16 protein-coding genes and 1 riboswitch are annotated in these 20,467 nt (G+C 60.4%); of the genes, 4 read left to right on the forward strand and 12 right to left on the reverse strand.

Features of this window, described 5'->3' with window-relative positions:
- Nucleotides 1-16: 16 nt before the first annotated feature.
- Complete coding sequence (ribD, locus tag JI721_RS03455; protein ID WP_274456690.1) at nt 17-1,132, reverse strand: bifunctional diaminohydroxyphosphoribosylaminopyrimidine deaminase/5-amino-6-(5-phosphoribosylamino)uracil reductase RibD; 1,116 nt, start codon at nt 1,130-1,132, stop codon at nt 17-19.
- A gap of 275 nt (nt 1,133-1,407) precedes the next feature.
- A riboswitch (FMN riboswitch) is annotated at nt 1,408-1,614 on the reverse strand.
- A gap of 146 nt (nt 1,615-1,760) precedes the next feature.
- Here ribD and JI721_RS03460 point away from each other — a divergent pair.
- Together JI721_RS03460 and JI721_RS03465 are read left to right on the forward strand one after the other, a co-directional pair.
- Nucleotides 1,761-3,554 (forward strand): cation:proton antiporter, encoded by a 1,794-nt coding sequence (locus JI721_RS03460; RefSeq protein WP_274456691.1) that lies wholly within the window; start codon nt 1,761-1,763, stop codon nt 3,552-3,554.
- A 303-nt stretch (nt 3,555-3,857) separates the two neighbouring features.
- Nucleotides 3,858-5,699 (forward strand): APC family permease, encoded by a 1,842-nt coding sequence (locus JI721_RS03465; protein WP_274456692.1) that lies wholly within the window; start codon nt 3,858-3,860, stop codon nt 5,697-5,699.
- Nucleotides 5,700-5,968: 269 nt separating this feature from the next.
- Here the strand turns inward: JI721_RS03465 and epsC are convergent, their stop codons facing one another.
- Nucleotides 5,969-6,832: a serine O-acetyltransferase EpsC gene (gene epsC, locus JI721_RS03470; protein WP_274456693.1), complete on the reverse strand. Its 864-nt coding sequence runs from the start codon at nt 6,830-6,832 to the stop codon at nt 5,969-5,971.
- 268 nt (nt 6,833-7,100) lie between these two features.
- Here epsC and JI721_RS03475 point away from each other — a divergent pair, with 268 nt between their 5' ends.
- The gene (locus tag JI721_RS03475) at nt 7,101-8,492 is read left to right on the forward strand and encodes a dipeptidase (protein WP_274456694.1); all 1,392 of its coding nucleotides are present in this window, start codon (nt 7,101-7,103) and stop codon (nt 8,490-8,492) included.
- Nucleotides 8,493-9,320: 828 nt separating this feature from the next.
- On the opposite strand, the gene codY is transcribed toward JI721_RS03475, so the two are convergent.
- Together codY and JI721_RS03485 are read right to left on the reverse strand one after the other, a co-directional pair.
- A complete protein-coding gene (gene codY / locus JI721_RS03480; RefSeq protein ID WP_274456695.1) occupies nt 9,321-10,103 on the reverse strand; it encodes a GTP-sensing pleiotropic transcriptional regulator CodY in 783 nt (260 codons plus the stop codon).
- 207 nt (nt 10,104-10,310) lie between these two features.
- Complete coding sequence (locus tag JI721_RS03485) at nt 10,311-11,117, reverse strand: class I SAM-dependent methyltransferase (RefSeq protein ID WP_274456696.1); 807 nt, start codon at nt 11,115-11,117, stop codon at nt 10,311-10,313.
- 75 nt (nt 11,118-11,192) lie between these two features.
- Here JI721_RS03485 and JI721_RS03490 point away from each other — a divergent pair, with 75 nt between their 5' ends.
- Nucleotides 11,193-12,356 carry a cation:proton antiporter gene (locus JI721_RS03490; RefSeq protein ID WP_274456697.1) on the forward strand — a complete coding sequence of 388 codons (1,164 nt, stop codon included), beginning with the start codon at nt 11,193-11,195 and terminating at the stop codon, nt 12,354-12,356.
- Between the two features lie 51 nt (nt 12,357-12,407).
- On the opposite strand, the gene JI721_RS03495 is transcribed toward JI721_RS03490, so the two are convergent.
- The 8 genes from JI721_RS03495 to JI721_RS03535 all read right to left on the reverse strand — a co-directional run bounded on the left by JI721_RS03495 (nt 12,408) and on the right by JI721_RS03535 (nt 20,436).
- Entirely contained in the window at nt 12,408-12,695 is a 288-nt protein-coding gene (locus tag JI721_RS03495) for a YerC/YecD family TrpR-related protein (RefSeq protein WP_274456698.1), read from the reverse strand.
- An 82-nt stretch (nt 12,696-12,777) separates the two neighbouring features.
- On the reverse strand, nt 12,778-14,115 hold the full coding sequence (locus JI721_RS03500) for a dihydrolipoamide acetyltransferase family protein (protein WP_274456699.1): 1,338 nt from the start codon (nt 14,113-14,115) through the stop codon (nt 12,778-12,780).
- 72 nt (nt 14,116-14,187) lie between these two features.
- The gene (locus JI721_RS03505) at nt 14,188-15,168 is read right to left on the reverse strand and encodes an alpha-ketoacid dehydrogenase subunit beta (protein WP_274456701.1); all 981 of its coding nucleotides are present in this window, start codon (nt 15,166-15,168) and stop codon (nt 14,188-14,190) included.
- Nucleotides 15,156-16,241 carry a pyruvate dehydrogenase (acetyl-transferring) E1 component subunit alpha gene (gene pdhA, locus JI721_RS03510; RefSeq protein ID WP_274456702.1) on the reverse strand — a complete coding sequence of 362 codons (1,086 nt, stop codon included), beginning with the start codon at nt 16,239-16,241 and terminating at the stop codon, nt 15,156-15,158. The genes JI721_RS03505 and pdhA overlap by 13 nt, the downstream gene beginning before the upstream one ends.
- Nucleotides 16,242-16,328: 87 nt before the next feature.
- The gene (locus tag JI721_RS03515) at nt 16,329-17,537 is read right to left on the reverse strand and encodes a thiolase family protein (RefSeq protein ID WP_274456703.1); all 1,209 of its coding nucleotides are present in this window, start codon (nt 17,535-17,537) and stop codon (nt 16,329-16,331) included.
- A complete protein-coding gene (locus JI721_RS17110) occupies nt 17,530-19,266 on the reverse strand; it encodes a 3-hydroxyacyl-CoA dehydrogenase NAD-binding domain-containing protein (protein ID WP_307016083.1) in 1,737 nt (578 codons plus the stop codon). The genes JI721_RS03515 and JI721_RS17110 overlap by 8 nt, the downstream gene beginning before the upstream one ends.
- A gap of 91 nt (nt 19,267-19,357) precedes the next feature.
- Nucleotides 19,358-20,134 carry an enoyl-CoA hydratase-related protein gene (locus JI721_RS03530; RefSeq protein WP_274456704.1) on the reverse strand — a complete coding sequence of 259 codons (777 nt, stop codon included), beginning with the start codon at nt 20,132-20,134 and terminating at the stop codon, nt 19,358-19,360.
- The gene (locus JI721_RS03535; protein ID WP_274457642.1) at nt 20,134-20,436 is read right to left on the reverse strand and encodes an EthD family reductase; all 303 of its coding nucleotides are present in this window, start codon (nt 20,434-20,436) and stop codon (nt 20,134-20,136) included. Before JI721_RS03535 ends, JI721_RS03530 begins: the two co-directional genes overlap by 1 nt.
- Nucleotides 20,437-20,467: the final 31 nt, after the last annotated feature.

Raw genomic sequence — 20,467 nt, forward strand, 5'->3', positions numbered from 1 at the left:
CTTCTCAAACCCCGATTCAGTGTTGTGTGTCCAGCTTTGAAACATAGCCTTCCACGCGAAGGTCCGGCCCAATCTGACTGACCGACACGCGGGTCAGGCGCAAGGCTTCCGACATCCGCTCTGGGTCACGCCCCTGTACAGCAGTCATCCCGCCGCCGAGGAGCTTGGGTGCAATGTAATAGACAACTTTGTCCACGAGCCGGTCTCGCAGGAGCGCCCCCGCCACCGTGGGTCCAGCCTCCACCAGCACGCTGGTCAAGCCGCGTTGACCCAGGTCGTTCAAAGCAGCCGGCAGCAAAACCCGCCCGTGCAAGTCAGCTTCAACGACCTGAATCTCCGCACCGCGCGCCTGCAATTGGGCCGCGCGCCCACCTTTCACATCCGAAACCGACGTATATATCAGCGTCTTTCCGGGCCCTTGGAACACTTCTGCGTCGGGCCGAGACCGCAAGTTCGAGTCGAACACCACACGCAGCGGCTGCCAGGCGTTCAAAGGGCGCCCCTGCAGCCGAATGGTCAACTGGGGGTTATCCGCGAGCAGCGTCCCTACGCCGACAGCGATGGCGGGATGCTCTTGACGCAACTGGTGTACGGACTGGCGGGCTTCTGGACTCGTGACGTAGCGGCTGTCCCCCTGGTGCGTCGCAATGTAACCATCCAAGGTTGCCGCACACTTCCACACGACGAATGGCCGCCCCGTGGCCCGCCAGTGAAAGTAGGCTTCGTTGAGCGCCTGGGCCTGCTTCTCCAGGACACCCACCGTAACGCGAATCCCTGCTTGCTGCAGCCGTCGAATGCCGGCCCCGCTGACCTCCGGATTGGGGTCCGTACAGGCAACGACCACCTCTGCGACGCCAGCTTCAATGAGCGCGTCCGCACACGGCGGCGTACGCCCAACATGCGCACACGGCTCCAAGGTGACGTAGACCGTCGCCCCTTTCGCGCGGTCGCCAGCCATCCGCAAGGCATGAACCTCTGCGTGAGGTCCACCGGCCTTCAGATGCGCGCCTTGCCCGACGATTTCCCCATGTTGCACAATCACGGCGCCGACCATCGGATTGGGAGATGTCTGGCCACGGCCAAGCTCGGCTAACCTCAGCGCGATTTGCATCAAGCGCTCCGCCTCTGACATAGGGCACCTCCTGTTCTCAGACGATGACCCTTCGGGCCGTACCTTGCTGCAAAAAGCCCCCTGGAAGCATCCAGGGGGCAGTTGATCTTTTCAATCGGTGTTCCAACCACGGCCGATGTAGAAGCACCCATCTCTTGACACCTGTTTCAAGTATTGAGGTGCGCTGGCGATGGAGATAGAATCAACGTCGCACTGTCGCGTACCCAAACAAACCCCGTACAGGTTTGACCGTGGAATGAACTACGCCTGCGCATCGCACGCACATGCCGCTGGAGAAGATCCTTCTTTCATCCGGACTATACCGTCGGTACTGGAATTTCACCAGTTCATGCCTGATGGCACGACCCGACACCGTATCGTCAACCTTGTCGGTCGACTCTGTCGGATACAGCCATTCGGCTCGTGGACTTCGCATTTGCGTCACCACCGATCGGGAATTGGCACGACGCAACGCCCTGCCTCACCCTGCCCCGAAGGAACATTTCTTGCATTCAGTTATAGGTCGATCATACCGGAACCTCCCTTGAAAAGCAACTGTCTGAACGCACCCTAACGACCTGTACCCGTCTTTGATCAAATCTTTCACCCTGTGTTACAATCTTCGTACTTTTTTCGAAAGGAGTTGGCCATGGAAAGTTCCGCATTTTCTGTGACGTCGCTCCTCATCGTGTCCCTGTTGGCTTTGCTGGTGCCCTTGCTGGTCAACCGCATTCGGGCATTTCAAATTCCGATTGTCGTTGGCGAAATTTTGGTTGGTATTGTTGTGGGCAAGAGTGGTTTCAATATCATCCAAGCCAGCGACTGGTTGAACTTCCTGCAGTTTTTCGGGCTGTCCTACCTGATGTTTGTCTCCGGCCTTGAAATTGACTTCGGCGCACTGCGACTGCCGCCGACCCGTGAAGTCCAAGGGGTTCGCAGATGGTTGAAGAGCGCGCCTTCCTTTGCCATTTTCGCGTGCCTTGTGACGTTTGGTTTATCCTATCTGCTGTCCGAATCCCTGTATCACCACCACATGGTGCGCAGCCCGTTGTTGATGGCGCTCATCATCACGACCACCTCGCTGACGGTCGTGGTTCCGGTCCTGAAGGAGTATGACGTTTTGTCCACGTCCTTCGGGCAGTTGCTGCTCGCAGCGGCCGTATTTGCAGACTTTGTGACGATGTCGCTGATCTCTGTGGCCGTTTCCCTGTTTCGAGGCGGATTTTCATCCAGCGTGTTTCTCGTGTTCGTGCTGATTCTGGTTTTAATCTTGCTCTACCGCGTGTCTCGCCGCTTCATGGGCTTCAGCGCGCTGCGCGGATTGGCCCACGGTACGGCGCAGCTTGGCATTCGCGCCTGTCTTGCGCTGATGATGGTGTTTATCGTCCTTTCGCAGTCCCTGGGTGTGCAGGTGATTTTGGGTACGTTCCTTGCCGGCATACTGGTCAGTCTCGTCAACCAGCGAGAGCGGTCGGACATCTACAGCAAGCTGGACGCCATCGGGTTTGGCTTCCTCATTCCAATCTTTTTCATCATGGTGGGCGTCAACTTCGACATTCACTCCTTGTTCGGCGACCCGAAAGCGCTCATCCTGCTGCCGATTCTGTTTGTGGCCACTTATCTGTTTAAGGCCTTGCCCGTGTTGATTCTGCGCACGCAGTACCCATGGCGGCAAACCATGGCAGGCGGGTTTCTCCTGACCACCCAGATGAGCGTGACCGTCGCTGCCGCAGCGGTCGGCCTGAAAATTGGCGCCATCAGCCCTGGGGTGGACACCGCGATCATTTTGGTGGCCATGCTCACTTCTGTGATTTCTCCAGTTCTATTTGGAAAGTTGTTGCCGCGCAAGTTCAAAGTGCCGGACCGTTACTTTGTGGTCGTCGGCAATTCGCCGGGTGCGCAATTCCTGGTGGAACAAATTCGCAAGCGAGACGAAGAATGCCGGTGGTTTCAATCGGATGAAACACCCGATTACGATGTCGCCTCCACCCGGGCGTTCGTGGCATACGGCGACAACGACTTGGAGAATTTGAAGCAAGCCAAGGCGGCGGCGGCAGCCGGCGTACAGCCTTCGCTGTGCCTCGTCCGCGACCTTCAACTGTACCGAGCGCACCAGGCGGATGAGGGAATCTCCGTCGTCAACCCGCAGTTGTCCTCGGTGACCTTGATGGACCAATGGATGCACTATCCAATTTCCACGCAGCTGCTGGAGGCGCCAGTCAACCTTCAGATTCAGGAAATCCGCCTCTACAACCGCGACTTGCACCAGGCGCGCCTGATGCACGTGGAATTGCCCGGCAATCTGCTCATCTTGTCCATCGTACGCGACGGACTCCAAATTGTGCCACATGGTGAGACGGCACTGAACGTGGGCGACGTTTTGGTCGTCGTGGGTCCTCGTGACGACGTTGTGGAATTCGCGCGACTCGCAGGAACACGATGACGCACGCTGCATCGTCCTTTCGAAAAAGAAGCTACGGAACAGAAGGAAATAGAACGGAGAAAGAACGAGCGATTTGACCCGCGCGTGTGCGCTGCTTCGAAACAAGGAGGCCAACCCCAAATTTGCCCCAAACCGGCCAAATAAAGCGCTTGCATGACCAAATTCCGCCTTTGCGGTCGCGTTGTTTCTCATGTACAGTCGTGCGCATGGCACCAGTGATGTAACGCAACCTGGGTAGCGAACAGAATGGAGCTGCGCACGGATATGGTAGAAAGCATGAAACGCTGGTTGGTTGGAAGACCATTGAAGACTCGCGAAGACCAGCATGTGCGTATTGGCGTTTTGCGCGGGATGGCGGTGCTCACGCCAGATGCCCTGTCAAGCGTGGCGTACGCAACGGACCAGATGGAGTCCGTTTTGGCCGTACTCATTGCAGCTGGCGCTGCAAAGTCGTATATCAGTGACGTCCTGGGTTACTCCATGCTGGGTACAGGCGTGATTGTTGTACTCGCATTTCTTCTATACCTTGCCTATCAAAACATCATTCGGCATTATCCAATGGGCGGCGGCGCTTACGCCATCGGGCTCAATGACCTGGGCAAGCCGTTCGGACTTTCCGCAGCATCGACGCTGATCATCGGATACACCCTGACAGTCGCTGTCTCTGTGGCATCCGGCATCGACGCAATCGGACCGGTGATTCCCTTTGTCGGCACCCATAAGCTTCTGTTCAACATCATTTTGACGCTCGCAATCATGCTGTTGAACCTGCGAGGGACCGGTGAATCTGCAACCGTTTTCGTTCCGTTTACGTACCTCTTTGTCGGGTGTATCATCCTCCTTGGGTTCACCGCCCTGATTGAAGGTATTGCGCACCCCCAGCAGATTCATGTTCCAACGGCAGCGGGCGTTCACATGGTACAAGGGATGAGTCTGTACTTGTTCCTGCGCATGTTTGCAAACGGTTGTAGCGCCTTGACAGGGATTGAAGCCGTTTCCAACTCCGTCCCCGTGTTTAAGGAACCTTCCAGCGCGCGGGCGCGTCGGCTGCTGTTGACCCTGGTCATCACCTTGAGCTTGCTGTTCTTTGTGGTGTCCGGCGTGGCCACCGTCCACGGCTTGACGTACAATCCGCAGGTTCCGCTCATCAACCAGGAAGCCCTCACGCTGTTTGGAACCAGCGGCATTGGGTATGCCGTCACCGTCGTGATCTCGTTTTCGACGATGTGCATTCTCGCCATTGCGGCGAACACCGCATTTACCGGCTGCCCTGCGCTCTGGTCCTCGATGGCCAGGGACGGCTATATGCCGCGCTGGGTGCTGCACAAAGGCGACCGTCTCGTGTACAGCAACGGAATCATCTTCCTGACGTTCATCTCGCTCCTTTTGACCATCGCGTTCGACGCCAATGTCAGCCGCCTGATTCCACTGTACGGCGTCAGCGTGTTTTACACCTTTACCATCTCACAGCTGGGGATGGTGGCCCGGAAATTCCGGGAGAAGGGCAAGCACTGGATTCCGTCCGCCATTGGCAGCATGTTCGGGTTATTGATGACTGCGGCGGCGTGCGTGATTTTCCTGGTGACACACTTCACAGACGGCGCCTGGATGATTCTCGTCTGCGTGCCCTTGATGGTCATCATGTTCAGCAAAATCCGCAAGCACTACCAGTGCATCCGCGAAGAGCTGCGGTACGACTTCTCGAAGCCGTTTGAGACGACCACGGAAGGCATCACCATCGTTCCAATTGCCTCGGTGAACAAAGCGTCGGTCCGGGCCCTTCAGTACGCGGCGAGCAACTTCAAGAACGTGGTCGCCGTGACCGTCATCAGCGGCGACAGCGAAGACCAGATGAAACGACAGCAAGAAAAGATTGAGCGCGACTGGGAGCGCCTCGGGTCGGGGATTCGCCTCATTACGATTCACTCGCAGTACCGCGCCGTCGCGCGGCGCCTGCAGCGATTTGTCGAGTTTGAGCTGGGCAAATACAATCCGGAGCACATCACCATCGTCATCCCGCAGTTCATCACGCGGCGCTGGTGGCATAAACTGCTGCATAACAAGACGGGCAGCTATTTAATGGCGTGGCTCCTGCTGAACAAGTCCGTGAAGGTCGTGACCGTGCCCTACCGTTTGATGCAGTAACAGCAGCTTGATGCCGCAGCCGGACGGGTATTTGATGCCACCGTTGGCTGCGGCCTGCGGCCGAGCCGCTGCGCGAGGGTAAAAAAACAGCGCAACCACGGGTAGCGGCGCGCCATCAAAGGGGTAAAGGGTTGACTACAATGTACCATGCAGGTCCGGCTTCAACATGGGCCTTTCGACACAAAACACGTAGGACTTTTGTCCCGGACGCCCGCAAAAACCCGTTGCAAGCCGGCTGCGGCTGGTCGATGGAGGTCGATTCGCGTCGATTAGACGCCTCTCGTGTGCACCACCGTCTCCGTCTGATACAGCGCCTTCGAATACGGCGGCAGGCTTTCTGTAATCCACGCGTTGCTGCCAATCACGCTGTGGTGACCAATCACCGTGTCCCCGCCGAGCACGGTTGCGTTCGCGTACAACACCACGTAATCTTCCACAGTCGGGTGGCGTTTGGTCTTGCGCACCATCGATCCCGATTCATCCCGCGGGAAGTACAGCGCACCCAGCGTGACACCTTGGTAAATTTTCACGTGGTCCCCGACCACGGCTGTCTCGCCCACAACGATCCCTGTGCCGTGGTCAATCATGACACCGCGGCCGATGGTGGCGCCTGGATGCAGCTCAATCCCCGTGACACGGTGGGCGTGCTCACCCATCATCCGCGGCAGCAGCGGGATGTTTAATTCGACCATGACGTGCGCGATTCGGTACACCGTCAGCGCAAAAATCCCCGGATACGTCAGGATGATTTCGTCATACCCTGTCGCCGCCGGATCTCCGTTGTACGTTTCCACGACGTCCTCGTGCAGGATTTGCTGGACCTCCGGGAATCGCTCGATCACGGCATCTGCCTGCGCCTCCGCAATCGCCCGCGTTTCCACTGTCGCATCCTTTTCGATGCACTTTTGAAACATCGCGCGGTGAATCTGCCCGGCCATGATGGTCCGCAACTCTTGCATTTGCGCGCACAATTTCTCGACGTTCGCGGAAGAAAAATAATTGGGCAGCAGCACTTGCCGCGCCAGGCCAATCATCCGGTCAATTTCCGCAGCTTCTGGATGGCAGGCGCGTCCCTCAAACCAAGTGCAGCTGTTGTTTTTCAGTTGTTCAACAACCCGCTTCAGGTCAGCCATTTCGCGTGCCTCCGTTCTACACCTGAAAGTGTCAGGCTATCCACAGTATACAGACACATGACGCTCGTGACAAAGGCTCTCTTTGACTTGCCTTCCCTCTGCGCACAGGCTTATCATGGCTGAGAAGCAACCGCATACCGCTTGTGCGTCGATTTGAGAATACGGTATTGCACGCCCTGAACGAATTCACTGGACACACGCCAAATCTTCCGGCTGTCCTCGGCAGCATCTGCTTCATTTGACATACATACCGCAAAGGAGGGTCCTGATGACAACGGACTACGCATCGTATTTAGAGGCACATCGAGCAGAACACCTGGAGCAGTTGAAAGCGCTGCTCCGCTATCCCAGCATCAGTACTGATCCAGCCCACCGCACGGACGTGCTGCAGTGTGCGGAGTTCCTCGCCGCGCACCTGCGGGAAATCGGCCTTGAGCACGTCGAACTGCTGCCCACCGGCGGGCACCCCGTGGTGTACGCGGATTGGCTGCATGCCGCCGGCGCACCGACCGTGATCGTCTATGGCCATTACGACGTGCAGCCGGTCGATCCGCTCCATTTCTGGACGACCCCGCCCTTTGAACCCGACATTCGCGATGGACGCCTGTACGCACGCGGCGCATCCGACGACAAGGGGCCGACCTTCATGCACCTCAAAGCGTTCGAGGCCCTGCTGCAAACAGAGGGTGCCCTGCCGGTGAACGTGAAGCTGTGTATTGAGGGAGAAGAGGAAATTGGCAGTGCCCATCTGCCCGCCTTCCTGGAACGCAACCAGGACCGCTTCCGCGGCGACCTGCTGGTGATTTCCGATACCACCATGTACGGCCCAGGGCAGCCGTCCGTGTGCTACGGCCTGCGCGGGCTTGCCGCACTGCAGGTGGACCTGCGAACCGTCAACCGCGATCTGCATTCGGGCATTTACGGCGGCGCGGCGCCGAACGCCATCCACGCGCTGACAGAGCTGCTCGCGTCCATGCACGACAAGGCCGGGCGGGTGTTGGTCGAGGGGTTCTACGATGACGTGCAGCCGCTGACGGACGAAGAACGCAGAGCCTATCAACAGCTCGACCTGAAGGAGACGGACTACGCCAAGGCACTGGGGTTGAACGGTGCGGACGACCTCGTCGGCGAGCCGGAGTTCAGCGTGTTGGAGCGCGTTTGGGCGCGGCCGACGCTCGAGATCAACGGCATCTACGGCGGATTTGAAGGGGAAGGCACCAAGACGGTGATTCCCGCAGAAGCCCACGCCAAAATCACGTGCCGGCTGGTGCCCAATCAGGATCCGCAGAAAATTTTGGACCTCCTGGAGAAACACATTGCCGCCCACACACCCACGGGTGCGCACGTGACCGTGCAGCGGATGGACACCGGGAATCCCTACGTCACCGCCTTTGACCACCCAGCCATTCAGCTGGCCGCAGAGGCGTACACGCACGCATACGGCGTGCGCGCGGTGTTCACACGCATGGGCGGGTCGATCCCGATTGTCGAGACCTTCGACCGCCTGCTCGGCCTCCCCGCGGTCCTGATTGGCTTCGGGCTTGACACCGAGAATTTCCACGCCCCCAACGAGCACTTCCACCTGGACAACTTCGACAAGGGCCTGCGGACCCTGTGCTACTACTGGAAGGCCCTCCCGAAGGCCATGGAGGCAAGCTGAGGAGCGGGCTTTGGCAGGCTTTGGGGCGATGGGCGCGGGGGATGAGTGTGGGGTTCGTGCGCGGGCACGAGGTTTGCGCGCCGGCACGAGGTTTGCCGCGGGCACGGGGTTTGCGCGCGCCCGGCTGAGGCGGCTAAGGCGTGTTTCCTACCCTATCCCGCTCAGGCGCAAGCGACTCCCCGCCAATACGGCGTGTTTCCTGCCTAATCGCGCCCCCTCCCCCGCCAATATGGCGTGTTTCCTACCCTATCCCGCTCAGGCGCAAGCGCCTCCCTCGCCAATACGGCGTGTTTCCTACCTAATCACGCCCCGAGCAAGCCCCCCTTCCGCGACTAAGGTGTGTTTCCTACCTAATCACGCCCCCTCCCCCGCCAATACGGCGTGTTTCCTGCCTAATCGCGCCCCGAGCAAGCCCCCCTTCCGCGACTAAGGTGTGTTTCCTACCTAATCACGCCCCCTCCCCCGCCAATACGGCGTGTTTCCTACCCTATCCCGCTCAGGCGCAAGCGCCTCCCTCGCCAATACGGCGTGTTTCCTACCTAATCACGCCCCCTCCCCCGCCAATACGGCGTGTTTCCTACCTTTTCCTGCCCGAGAGACCGGGGGGCTCCGTCCCGCCTGCACAAAAAGCGCCAAGTGTGGCATCAATTCACCCACACTTGGCGCTCTTGGCGGCCGATGCGTCTTTTGCCGAGACCTGCAACGGCGGAACAGGTTGATCCCGGCCGCATCGCAGGCCTATCCATCGCTGGCCTGTCCATCGCGATCGCGGGTCAAACCCACGCCCGGCCCGGGGACTCACACAACCAGCAACAACCTACCCTTCGATTATCGATCGAACTGGCGGTTGATTTCCTCCTCGACGAACGGGTTCAAAATCCGCAAGTGCGTGCCCTTCATACCGAGTGAGCGGCTTTCGAGGGTGCCTGCGCTCTCCAGCTTGCGAATGCTGTTGACGATGACCGAGCGGGTCACGCCATGTTCATCAGCAATCTGGCTGCTGACCACAATCCCGTCCGGTGCTTCCTTCACCGCGTCCACAAGATACTTCGCGGCCTGCAGCTCGGAGAAGCTCAGGGATTCGACCGCGAGATGCGCCAGCGCACGCTGACGGCCTTCTTCTTCCTTGCGCTGCTGCCGGGCATGTACAATTTCCAGTGCGACGATGCTGGCGCTGTACTCGGCGAGGACGAGATCTTCATCGTCAAACGGATTCGCCGAACGGGCGAACAGCAAGGTGCCCTGCCGCTCACGGCCTGCGATGACCGGGGCAATCGTCAGGTGCTTCGACCGGAACGATTCGTTCTCCTCGGGCGAAAACACATAGAACGGTTCCTTGTCCTGGATGTTGGCGGTCGTCTGTTCGATGCGCAGCAGGTGCTTGTTGAAGTCGCCCGGGAAGCGCTGCTCACGAGTCATAATCTCCAGCCACTCTTCCGTCAGCGCGTGCTCTGCCACGCCATAACCAAGGACCTTGCCCTTGCGCCCAACGATGTAAACATTGCAGCTCATGATCCGGCTCAAAAACTCCGCAACCTCATGAAACTCCACTTGATCGTTTGCCGACCTCAGTAATTTGCTTAGCTCTTGGACCTTCTCTAAAAGTTTCACGTGCCACGTCTCCTAACGTTCAGTGGTCGCGCAACGCGCGCGTTCATACCCCGCCCATAACATTCTGATTTCTATCTTCAACAATCATACATTGTATCACAAAATCAATCCTAATTTCTCGTTCAACGTGCAAATATGCGACATTTTCCAGCCGATTTTCGACAAAAATTTGACGTTCGCAGCCTGGTGCACCCGAAGCCTCACGCGCTACACACCCAAATCACCCTCGCCCTCCAGCCGCTCGGCCGCTTCTGGCCCTTCCCCCGACAATTCAGCCTCCACAGCCGCACCGTCGGTGGCAGCCACCCCGGTCGGCAGGTCCATCCCTTGGATCATCCCGACTGGTTCTTCCACCACCAGTCGGAATACAGCCACCAAGCCATCCATCAGGCTGAGTGAATCCTTCCACTTGGCGCCGCATGCCTCCGCCATGTGCGCCCAAGTATACTCATCGTACAGCCGCCGGCGGGCCGCCGCGGTCGACCAGGCCAGGAAGCTGTCCCGCTGAAAGTCTTTGAATGCGTGTGCCTCGCAGTACGTCTGGGCGGACCAGGGGTTCATCTTGTCGGACGGGTTGAGGATCACGACCTGCCCCCCCGGCTTGGCCACCCGCACCAGTTCGCGGAGGCCATCGACGGGATCGTCAAACATGAACAACACATCCAAGCACGTGACGAGGTCAAAAGTGCCGTCCGCGAAGGGCAGGGCCCGGATATTCCCGACGACGCACTGCATGTTGGTCAACCCATAGTCCGCCGCACTCCGCTTGGCGCGTTCGACCATCAGCGGCGAAGAGTCCAGCGCAACGACGGTTCGACTTCGCTGTGCCAAATGCGTTGCGAACCGCCCCGCGCCGCACCCCGCGTCCAACACATCGTATGTCTCGCGCGGCCCCAGCCAGTGAATCAAGGTGCGCTGCAAGGAACGATTCCAGTCCGTCTGCTCCAGTGTGTCGAAGAACTCAACGCTACCATCTGCCCCCGTCAGCATGCTTGTCCCGCTCCCTTCTTTCATATGGTTGTCCCTCTCTGCGTACAATCAAGTGTCGGGTCGACAGCGTGCCGCGCCCTCGATTGGAGGTGCCCTATCATGAGTGAAACCCTTCGAGTCTTCCTGCTCATCCTGTCCGCTTCCTTTGTGTTCAGTGCGGCGGTGAGCAAAATTCCACTTTTGCGGATCCCGTCCTCTGTCGCGTACCTGCTGTTTGGTGTCATGCTGCACCTCGGGTCTGCGCATGTCAGTTCGGAAGAACTGCTGTGGATCAATCAACTGGGCGACTTCGGCCTGCTCTTTCTCATGTTTCTGTCCGGCATGGAAGTGGAGTTTCAGCAGCTCCACCCAAGTGCCTGGAAAGCCTCCGAAGAAAACCCGCTGACGCTCGCCGCCGCCATGTTTTGTGCCACGTTGCTGCTGAGCTTTGCTTGCGCGTGGGTCCTTGCCCGCTTCAGTCCGGGCGTGCATCCCTGGATGCTCACGCTCCTGTTCGCCACCACGTCGCTCGGTGTCATCCTTCCGATTTTAGAGGAGACCGGTACGCTCGCGACAGCCTATGGACAAACCCTGCTGCTGTGCGCCCTGTTTGCCGACTTTCTGACCATGTTGTTCGTGTCGCTCTTTGTCAGCGTTCGAACCTCCGGGTCGGCCCTCGACTTTTTACTCGCCCTGTCCATTCTGCCTGCCGGTGTCGGTGCCTATTTCGCGATTCAGTGGATGCGCGGTATCGCAGCGGTGCGCCGGTTGGCAGGCGACTCGCAAATGCGCATGCGGGCCGTGCTGGCACTCGTGGCAGGTGCGTGCGCGTTCGCGGACTTCACGGGCGCCGAGCCGATTCTCGGCAGTTTCCTCGCCGGAATGGTGGTGTCTGCCGTCCCGTTCGCCCACAAGCAGCGTTTAAAAACGTACTGCCACGGACTGGGATACGGCTTTCTCATCCCCATGTTTTTCATTTCCGTCGGCCTGCACTTCCACTTCGGTGCGTTTCGCGAACCCTCGGCGTGGCTGTGGGTGCCCGCATTGCTGATGGTCGCATTCCTGGTCAAGGTCGTGCCCGCGCTCCGACTGTTCCGTCAATTCGGGACGAAGGCGGCCCTGGCAGGGGGATTTTTGATGTCGTCACGGCTCAGTCTCGTCGCTGCCGCCGCAATCATCGGTGTCCATATTGGCGCCATGACGCCCATCCTGGCCCAGTCAATGATTCTGGCGGCAGTCGTCACGTGCCTGATCTCGCCAGTCTTGTTTGTTTCTATGGTGTGATCAGCGGACGAAGCCTGGCTGCGCCGAACCCGGGCACGATGCCCGCGAAATTCAGCGCAGCCTGTCGAGGACCAGTGAATACCCGTCCGATCCGTAATGCAGACAACGCTTGACGCGGCTGATGGTCGCTGTGCTGGCGCCCGTTTCCGATTCAATCTGATGGTACGTGGCGCCTTGCCGGAGCATCCGAGCCACTTGCAGCCGCTGGGCGAGTGATTTGATTTCTCCGATGGTGCACAAATCATCAAAGAATCGGTAGCACTCTTCCGTGGTCTGCAGGGAAAGAATCGCCTCGAACAACTGATTCAGACTTGGATCGCGCAGCTTATCCAACTGCATCCTCCCGCTCCCCTTCTCATCCCGCTGCGACCATCGTAGCACAGCCGCTTGTCCCCGCCAACTCCCCAAAGGCGGCTCCCAACTATTTCAATTCCAGCATCAAGAGTTCCGGATTCTCAATCAGCCGGCGGATGTGGTTCATAAACCGCACCGATGCTGCCCCGTCGATAATCCGATGGTCAAACGACAAAGAGAGTGTCAGCACATCGCGGATCACGATGTCGTCTCCGCGCACCACAGGTTTACGCTGAATCCGATGCACCGCGAGGATGGCCACCTCCGGGTAATTGATGATCGGCGTCGCAAACATCCCGCCGATGGGCCCCATGTTCGTGATGGTGAACGTGCTGCCCTTGAGTTCCTGAGGACTCAGCGTGCGCTCGCGGGCACCGCGCGTCAGGCGGCTGATCTCGTCCGCAATTTCGGACACGGTCAGTTTGTCTGCGTCCCGAATCACCGGCACCAGCAGCCCATCTGGCGCATCCACCGCCAGCCCGATGTGATACTCAGGCAGCAATTCGATTTCCTGAGCCTGTTCATCGAGTCTCGCGTTAAAGTACGGGAACGCACGCAGCGCGGACACCACCGCCTTCACCAGAAACGGCAGGTACGTGACGCGCTTGCCCTCCGGTTCCAGCAGTTGGTTCCAACGGTTGCGAAGCGCCACCAGCTGCGTCGCTTCGCAATCATCGAATGCGGTGACATGCGGCGCTGTAAACGCGGAGCGGCTCACGTGCTCCGCCGTCGCCCGGCGAATCCCCCGGAAGGGCACCCGTGTGGAGGTGGAAGCCGGACGCACATCCCCCGCATCCAGCCCTGCGCCCGCAGGACGCTGCGCCCCGGGCCCTGCTTCAATGCCTGTCCCGGCTGGTCGCCCGCCGGTTTGACCGGATGCATACCGTTCTACATCCTGCTTCTGAATGCGCCCGCCGCGTCCAGTCCCCTGCACCGCATCGAGCGGAACCCCCAGCTGCCTGGCCAGATAGCGAACGCCCGGCGTGGCCAAGGGGCGCCGCGCCCCGGACGGCGCCTGCCGCGCCGCACCTGATGCCTGCCGCGCTGTGCCCACGCCCGCGCCCGGTGCCGCCTGCCGCGCCGCCGTCAGTGTCGTTGAGGCGGCCTGTGCCATGGCGCCGCTGCGGGTCTGCCGATCAATCGCAGCCTGCGGCCCGTGACCCGCATCGTCGTCTTCGATGGTGACCAGCACGTCCCCGACGTGTGCAAGCGCCCCCGCGAGGACGCGAATTTCACCAATTCGCCCCGAAGCGGGTGCCGGCAGTTCCACCACCGCCTTGTCTGTCTGGACTTCAACGATGGGGTCAAACTCCCGAACGGTCTCTCCCTCGCTGACCAGCCACCGTACAATCTCAGCTTCGTGAATGCCCTCTCCTACGTCTGGCAGCCGAAATTCAGTAGGCATGCCGTTCACCTCCAGCACCTTCACTTGTATGGCAGGATTCAACCCGCAAGGGGCTTCGCCGCCCCGTTTCTGTTAAAAGGACAATGCCTCCGCGATCCCGCTCGCAATCCGTTCGGGTGTCGGCGCATGCCAATCTTCCAGCGAAAACGGCGGGGGCGGCACGTCGAAGCTCGAAATCCGAACGACCGGTGCCTCGAGCTGCAAAATACAGGCCTCGCTGATTCTCGCGGCAATCTCTGCCCCTAGCCCCAGATGCCCGACAGCTTCGTGGACCACCACGGCACGCCCTGTCTTGTTCACGGACGCAAACACCGTCTCCTCGTCCCAGGGCGACAGCGTGCGCAGGTCAATCACCTCAGCACTGAGGCCTTGTTCGGCTTCCAGTTTCCGCACGACATCCAAGGTTTCACGAAGCATCGTGCCCCAGGCAATCACCGTCAGGTCCGTCCCTTCCTGGACGACACGCGCCTCGCGCAGCGGAACCGTGTAGTAGCCTTCTGGCACTTCTTCGCGAAATGCGCGATAGATTCGCATGGGTTCGAGGAAAATGACGGGATCGTTGGACTCAATCGACGCCAGCAGCAGGCCCTTCGCATCGTAGGGATTCGAGGGCGCCACGACGGTCAACCCCGGCGTGTGCGCGAAGAACGTCTCCGTGCTTTCCGAGTGCAGTTCGGGCGCACGAATGCGGCCTCCAAACGGCACGCGCACCACCATGGGCACGGCAAACCGCCCGCGCGAGCGCATGCGAATCCTGGCGATGTGAGACACCACCTGCTCAAATCCTGGGTAAATAAAGCCCATGAACTGAATCTCCGGCACAGGCCGCATGCCATTGACCGCCAGGCCGACTGCCGTGCCGAGAATGCCGGACTCCGCCAGCGGCGTGTCGACCACGCGGTCTTCCCCAAACTCAGCCATCAAGCCCTCGGTTGCCCGAAACACGCCGCCGTTCGCGCCAATGTCCTCGCCGAGCAGCATCACGCGTTCGTCCCGTCGCATGGCCTCACGCAGCGCTTCGTTGACAGCCTGAACCAACGTCAACTGCGCCATGGTGCAATCCCCCCTTGCGCTTTCGCGGCCAACTCCGCCCGCAGGGCATCACGCTGCTTCAACAGCCGCGGCGTTGGCGTTTCGTAGATGTGGAGGAACAAGTCGTCCGGGTTCACCGGTTCAATCGACTCCATCGCCGCGATGGCCGTCGAAACCTGACTGTCAACCTCCTGCTGGAGCTGTTCCTCTGCCTCGTCGTCCCACAAGCCCCACTCGCGCAGCTGTCCGCCCAGTTTCGCAATCGGATCGCGTGCGCGCCACTCTTCCACTTCTTCGGGCTTGCGGTACTTGGTCGGGTCGTCCGATGTCGTATGCGCCCCGTAGCGGTATGTGAGCGCTTCCACCAACGTGGGACCACCGCCTGCCGCTGCCTTTTCAATCGCAGCTTGCACGGCGCGATACACGGCAATCACGTCGCAGCCGTCAATGCGAATCCCTTCGAACCCGTACGCCTCCGCTTTCTGAGCAATCGTCTCAGAGGCTGTCTGCCGGCGGTACGGAACACTGATGGCGTACTGGTTGTTCTGGCAGACAAACACGGCGGGGACGTGAAACACGCCGGCAAAGTTCATCGCGGTGTGAAAATCCCCTTCGGAGCTTGCACCGTCGCCAAACAGGGCGACTGCGACTTGATCGACACCGCGCAGTTTCGCCGCCCATGCGGCGCCGGCCGCGTGCGGCAGCTGAGTGGCAATCGGGACAGCCACGGGAAACACGTTCACCGCTTCCGGAATCTCGTATCCTTCCACCCGTCCGTTCCAGAACAAGAGTACCTTGTCCATCGGCATCCCATGCAGCATCATGGCGCCGGAGTCCCGATACGTTGGAAACAGAAAATCCTGCGGCCGCAGTGCGAGTCCAACCCCCACCTGGCAGGCTTCCTGTCCCTCCATCGGGGCGTACGTCCCAATGCGTCCTGCACGCTGCAGGCCGATACACCGCCGGTCGAAGCGGCGGATGAGCACCATTTGTCGATACATTTCAACCAACAACGCATCCGGAATGCCCGCCGGTTTCTCATGGCCTGTTGACGCTGCGGCGGCTTGTACCACCCGTTCTGCAGGCTTCACCATATCGTCGTCTCCTCCTTCAGCGCTAGCATATCACAGGTTTGCGGCAATGCCGCAACGCCGCAAACCCGCAAGCTGCTTCAAACCGTTTCAAGCACGCAAGTTCTCCCAGACCGTCGCGACCCCCTGGCCGACACCCACGCACAGCGTCGTCAGGCCGTAGCGCCCGCCCGTGCGCGCCAGCTGGTGCGTCAGCGTCGCCACCAGCCGGGCGCCGCTGCAGCCCAGCGGATGGCCGAACGCAATGGCCCCCCCGTTCGGGTTGACACGGTCTCGGTTGAGCCCCAGCTCCTGAATCACAGCCAGGGACTGCGCAGCGAACGCTTCATTGAGTTCGATGGTATCCAGGTCGCCAATTCCGATGCCCGCCCGCCGCAGGGCTTTCTGAGTCGCCGGCACGGGGCCAATGCCCATATAAGCCGGATCGACACCCGCCGCGGCAGACGCGACATAACGAAGTTTCGGCTCCAGCCCCAGCGCCTGCGCCTTGTCGCGGGACATGATGAGGACCGCCGCGGCCCCGTCGTTGATCCCGGAACTGTTCCCAGCAGTGACTGTCCCACCTTCACGGAACGCGGGCCGAAGCTTGGCCAGCTGGTCCAGGGTCACGCCCCTGCGCGGGTGCTCATCCGTGTCGACCACGACGGTTTCCCCTTTGCGCCCTGCCGGCACCTCGACCGGAACAATCTCGTCCTTCATATATCCTTTGTCGATCGCGGCGATGGCGCGGTCCTGACTTTCCTTCGCGAATTCATCCTGCGCCTGCCGGGTGATGCCATAGCGCTCCGCGACGTTCTCGGCCGTTTCGCCCATGCTGTACGGATAGTGCAACTGCGCCAGCTTGGGGTTCACCATGCGCCAGCCGAGCGTCGTGTCATACATGGTTTGATTTCCGCGCACATAGGACTCCTCAGGTTTTGGCAGCACCAGCGGCGCCCGCGTCATGCTCTCCGTGCCGCCCGCGATAAACACATCGCCTTCTCCGACCAAAATCGCGCGCGCCGCCTGATTGATGGCTTCGAGCCCGGACGCGCACAACCGGTTCACCGTCACGCCTGCAACCGTCTCCGGCAGTTCCGCCAGCAAGGCGGCCATGCGAGCGACGTTTCGGTTGTCTTCACCTGCCTGATTGGCACATCCCAGGTAAACATCTTCGATGAGTCCGGCATCCAGCTGGTTTCGCTCAACCAGGGTGCGGATGACCAGCGCGGCCAAATCATCCGGCCGCACGGCTGATAACGCCCCGCGATGCTTTCCAATCGGGGTGCGCACGACGTCGACAATCACTGCTTCACGCATGGTTCGGTCCCTCCTCCACGTCAATCTTGCGTGCGTACCACCACTGCCGCAGCAGCGGAGATGGCCGGTACCGGTCGTCACCCAGTTCCCGCCACAACGCATTGACCGTCTGCCATACGCTCGCGATGCCCAGTTCTTTCATCCACTGGACCGGACCCAGCGGGTAGCGGGTCCCCAGCTTCATCGCGGCGTCCATGTCACTGGCCTTCGCGACACCTTCCCGCAGGGCCTCTGCCGCTTCGTTCAAGACCATCGCCAGGATGCGCATCACGACACCGCCGGCGCCGTCTCGCACCTGCAGCGGCGTCCAGCCGAGCAGCTGCAGCAAACCGACCGTGCGGTCGTCCAGCGCGTCCGCGGCGTCCGCTTGCAGCGGGCGTGTCCAGGCGATGGTCTTGCCGCGCCCTGGTTCCGGCAGCGGCAGGACAGTGGCAAACCCGCGCACCCGGGCTGGCCGTGCCAGCCAACTCGCCTGCTCTGTGGCGGAAGGTCCGGCCAGCGACGTGAGAAGGAGCGCGTCCTCGGTCAGTCCCTGCTCCACCGCTTGCAGCGCCTGACGGTGATAGGCGGGTTCGCCCGCAAAGGCCGCGATGACCACCTTGGGCTGTGCGGCGTGAATGCAGCGGGTCAGTTCCGTGCAGCGCGCTGCAATGGCTGCGCTGTCCCACTCAAACACGGGTCCTTCATAGACGAGGCCGCAGTCGGACGCTTCGGTGCCCACAACGCTGGCGACCCACGCGCGCAGCGACGCTGCCAACGGCGTGTCTCCCACCACGTAGACACGCTCGGCGGAAAGGGCCGACCGCCGCTCGGTCTGCTGTTCCTCAGAGGAATAAAAAGCTTGACGGTCCCGCGGAGGTCCACCGGCTTCATCGTCGTAGCGGTAAAACCCTCTGCCCGACTTTCGCCCCAACTGGCCGACCGCTACTTTTCTCGCCTGGATGGGATGCGGACGGTAGCGCGGCTCGCCGTAAAATGCCTCGTACACAGACGTGGTGACATCAAAGTTGACATCGATGCCAATCATGTCCATCAAGCTGAACGGCCCCAGCGGGAAGCGGGCGTTGCCATGCATCAACCGATCCACCACTTCGGTGGACGCTGTCCCATCGCCCACGACACGCAAGGCCTCTCCGTAAAAGTTGCGGGCGACACGATTGACGATAAAGCCAGGGGTGTCCTTGCACACCGCCGGAGTCTTGCCAAACTGTTCGGCCAGATTGACGACGGCTTCCACCGTCTGCGCGCTGGTTTCTTCGCCGACGACGACCTCCACCAGCTTCATCACCGGCGCCGGGTTAAAGAAGTGCATCCCCACCACGCGGTGCGGGTGCTGCGTTTGTGCCGCGATCTCCGTGATGGACAAAGACGACGTATTGGTTGCGAGGATGGCCGTGTCCTGACAAACCTCGTCCAACTGCGCGAAAATCGACTGTTTGAGCGACATCCGCTCCGGCACCGCTTCGATGACCACAGCTGCATCGGCCAACGCCGCCATCTCGGTCGACAGACGCAAGTTTCCGAGCATCGCTGTGACAACGTCTGCCGTCAGTTCACCTTTCTCCACCCGGCGCGCAAGCCGTCTCTCCATTTCCTGTTTCGCACGCTGCAAGACGCCCTCCTGCACGTCACAAAGAACCACTGGAAGGCCCGCCTGCAGGGCGACCAGCGCGATGCCCGCGCCCATCGTTCCGGCGCCCACGACACCCACGCGCATGGAATCTGACATCGACTGTGCCCCCTTCTCCGCATGATCACGTCAACCGTTCAAGCCCGCAACGACCACCTCGAGGGTTCAAACACCGATTGGCGCCGTCCAGTCACTCGCCTCGATACACGGGTGGACGCTTTTCCATGAATGCCTGGACACCCTCGCGGAAGTCGTGGGAACGCCCTGCCAAATCCTGCAAGACCGCCTCGCGTTCGAGCGCGTTGGGCAAGCTGTCCGCAACATTGTTGTAAATCGCTTCCTTCGTCAAGGCATAGGACTTGGTCGGCCCCGCCGCCAACTGGTCGGCAAACGACATGGTTTCCGACAGCAGTGCGTCGGCATCGTACACGCGGTTGACCACACCGTGCGCAAGCGCGGTTTCGGCCGAAAGAATCTCGCCTGTCCACGCCCATTCCAGGGCTTTCCCCACGCCCACCAGGCGCGGCAGAAAGTAGCTGGTGCCTGAATCCGGCGCGAGTCCGATTTTGCTGAACGCCATGGTGAATTTCGCCGTCGATGAGGCGAAGCGCAGGTCACAGGCCAGCGCCAGTCCAAAGCCAGCACCCGCGGCGGCGCCGTTGACAGCGGCGAGAATCGGGACTTGCAGCGAACGCATCTTCGAAATCAACACGTTGTAGCGCTCGCGAACCGCATTGGCCAGGTTTTCCGAAATCGCGTCCTGTTCTCCCAAATCCTGACCCGCGCAAAACGCCTTACCCGCACCGGTCAGGACCACGGCCCGCGCCTTGCGTTCGGCCTCCACGCGCTTCATGGCGTCGTACAGTTCGTTCCCCATTTGGGCGTTGATGGCGTTTGCCACCTGCGGACGATTGAGCGTAATCTTCGCCACACTGCCTGCCATTTCATACTGAATCGTCTCGTACATCAGAACACCTCCGTCTCGACGTCGGCAAAGTAAATTCGGACAATGCCGCCTGCGAACTGCTGCAAATCGCGGCCGCTCGCCTTGCCCTCCGGCGACTGAATGGAGGCAAACATCGCCTCGCGGCTGTCGAAGTACAACTCCGCCATTAAAAACGGGTCTGCATCGCCGCCCCGCGCGTCAAAGAAGCGGTTGATTTCGACCCTTCGAAGGCCAGGCATCTTGCGGGCAAGCGGCATGTGAACCTGTTCATAATGCTGCAGAAACGCGTCGATATCGTCCGGACGTTTGTAAAGCGCCACCATTTTGACCACGGCGATTCATCCCCTTGTCAGA

Source organism: Alicyclobacillus cycloheptanicus (genome assembly GCF_028751525.1).
Lineage (GTDB): Bacteria > Bacillota > Bacilli > Alicyclobacillales > Alicyclobacillaceae > Alicyclobacillus_L > Alicyclobacillus_L cycloheptanicus.